1 pseudogene is annotated in these 2,029 nt (G+C 58.7%); it reads right to left on the bottom strand.

Annotated elements, in window-relative coordinates:
• Positions 1 to 402 precede the first annotated feature (402 nt).
• Positions 403 to 1,585, bottom strand: a pseudogene (locus AF337_RS14065) (transposase).
• Between the last annotated feature and the right edge of the window lie 444 nt (positions 1,586 to 2,029).

The following is a 2,029-nucleotide window of genomic DNA, read 5'->3' as shown; positions in this document are numbered from 1 at the left end:
CCGGCCTTTCTGATTTCGCCGCCTCAGGCAACGGAACCATTGCGGTGTAGCTGCTTGCAGAACCCGTTGCACGCCTGATAGTTATGCGACCTATGGGGCGGCGATCAGGATGAGACGCCGTATTGCCTCACCCAAGAGTGTTCCCGGAGAATAATGTCGTTGGCTCACTCGATGTTTTCGAATGCCTCACGGGTTGTTCCGATCGTATCCCCGCACCTGGTGCAGGTGACGGAGGTAGCGAAGCCGCTCGCGAGCGCGCCTCTCAATAGCGCTGTAGCGAGCGGGCGGCTTCGCGGGCGGTCATCATGTTTTCCGGTGGGGTCGGTTGTCGAAGGCCAACCTGGCGGTAAGAGCGCGGATGACGATCCTGTATTGTTCGGTAATGATCTCACTGCCCGACCTCTATACTTTCCGTCTGCCGCGCGGCATCGGCGAATGGCCCGAACACCAGCGCATGGCCTGTGTACTGCGCCAGATTTTCATTCGGCGCTGCACGGTCCGAATGAGGCCGTCGGGATACACGCCGGGGCATTTGACCTGCAAGCGTTCAAGCAACTCTCGCGAAGTTCGCCAAGGCTCCGCCTCGAACCATTCCTCGAGTTCGGCAGTGACGGCGAGTAGAGGATCGGGCCTCCGCCGCTCTCGCTTGGCCGCTGGCTTGGAGCTGGCAGTCGGTTTCACTTCACCACCACGCCAAGCAATCCGTAAGCCAGAAAGAAAGTCTTCGAGCGTCAGGTACATCGCCTTGAGCCAAAGGCATGTATCCTCCGGCGTGCGTGGGTCGTCAAGCAGCCGCTGGAAGAGTGTGGCAGGACGATGATAGCGCTTGATCACCTTGGCTCCGTCACGGTGCTTTTCTTTCAGCTTGAATGATGGCTGAAAGAAATTCACGAACAACCGCATTGACGAATAAAGCTTGGCCAGCTCCCGAGTGGCTCGCAGCCCCTCGAAGCGTCGGTATCCAACGATCTTGCGCACGATTGCGCCATTCTTCTGCTCGACAAATGCCTGATCATTCTTTCGGTAAGGGCGGCAACGGGTAAGTTCGATATTATCGCGCAAGCAATACTCATGAACACTCTCGTTCATGAACACACTGTCGTTATCGGTGTCGAAGCCCAGCAGCGGGAACGGCAGCAACTTGCGCAGTTCGGCCAACGCAGTGATCAGTACCGTTTGCTCGCGAACCATCCTTGAGGACCCGATCAATCGTCGCTGGGCTCATCGTCAAGAGTCGCCGGCGCGTCTCGCTATTCATATCGCCGTGTCCATGACGTTCCATCGCTTCGATTAGTGTTGGCAACAGGGGGTGTAGTCGCTTGCCGCAAATTCGATCCGACGCCTCCCAAACAACGACGAGCGCTGCCCGCACGTCGTCGCCGTAAACCCGGCGCCCTGGCCGAGGACCACCCTTCGCCGGTTTGCGTTCTCCTCGCAGCAGTCGCATCGCATGCTTGCGATGAAAGCCCGTGAGCGCCACGAACTCGTCTAACATCCTCGCCTTCTCGGCCCGCCCGCCTAACACATAGCGACAACTGATCGCTGCCACCAATTCCGCACGTGTCGCCATGCTGACCTTCCTCATCACAGCTCCCGAGGTTGATTCGGCGGGAGCAATTTAGATGAGGCAATAACCCATTCTCAGGGAGCAGTTCAGGCGAGGCAATGCGCGCGACAAACTGGCGGTGCCTTTGATTGTCGCGAATGAGGCTGGCCTGCCGCGCCGGCGTTTGACCCCCATGGGTGGAACGTCGTCGATAGCTTTCAACGTTCATTTCGAATGATCGTTGCGTGATGAACAAGTCGGTCCACCGCGGCACCCGCCCGCAGGCATTAGTTGCAGGATACGGGGTCGGCATCGAGTACCCAACTCACACGTTGGCTCATGATCGCCGCATGAAATGCATCCGGCGCCATGGGGGGGTCGTCCGGGCCTGAAGCCATAGTAGAACCCGCAAAGGATAGGCCGTCATCGACGGCACTAAGCACTTCAGCGACCGCGCCAGCATCCTTCGCACCCGAGGCTCTT

Source organism: Rhizobium ecuadorense (genome assembly GCF_001187535.1).
GTDB lineage: Bacteria > Pseudomonadota > Alphaproteobacteria > Rhizobiales > Rhizobiaceae > Rhizobium > Rhizobium ecuadorense.
Note: the sequence above shows the minus strand (reverse complement) of the source record. Positions and strands in the feature narration are given on the sequence as shown.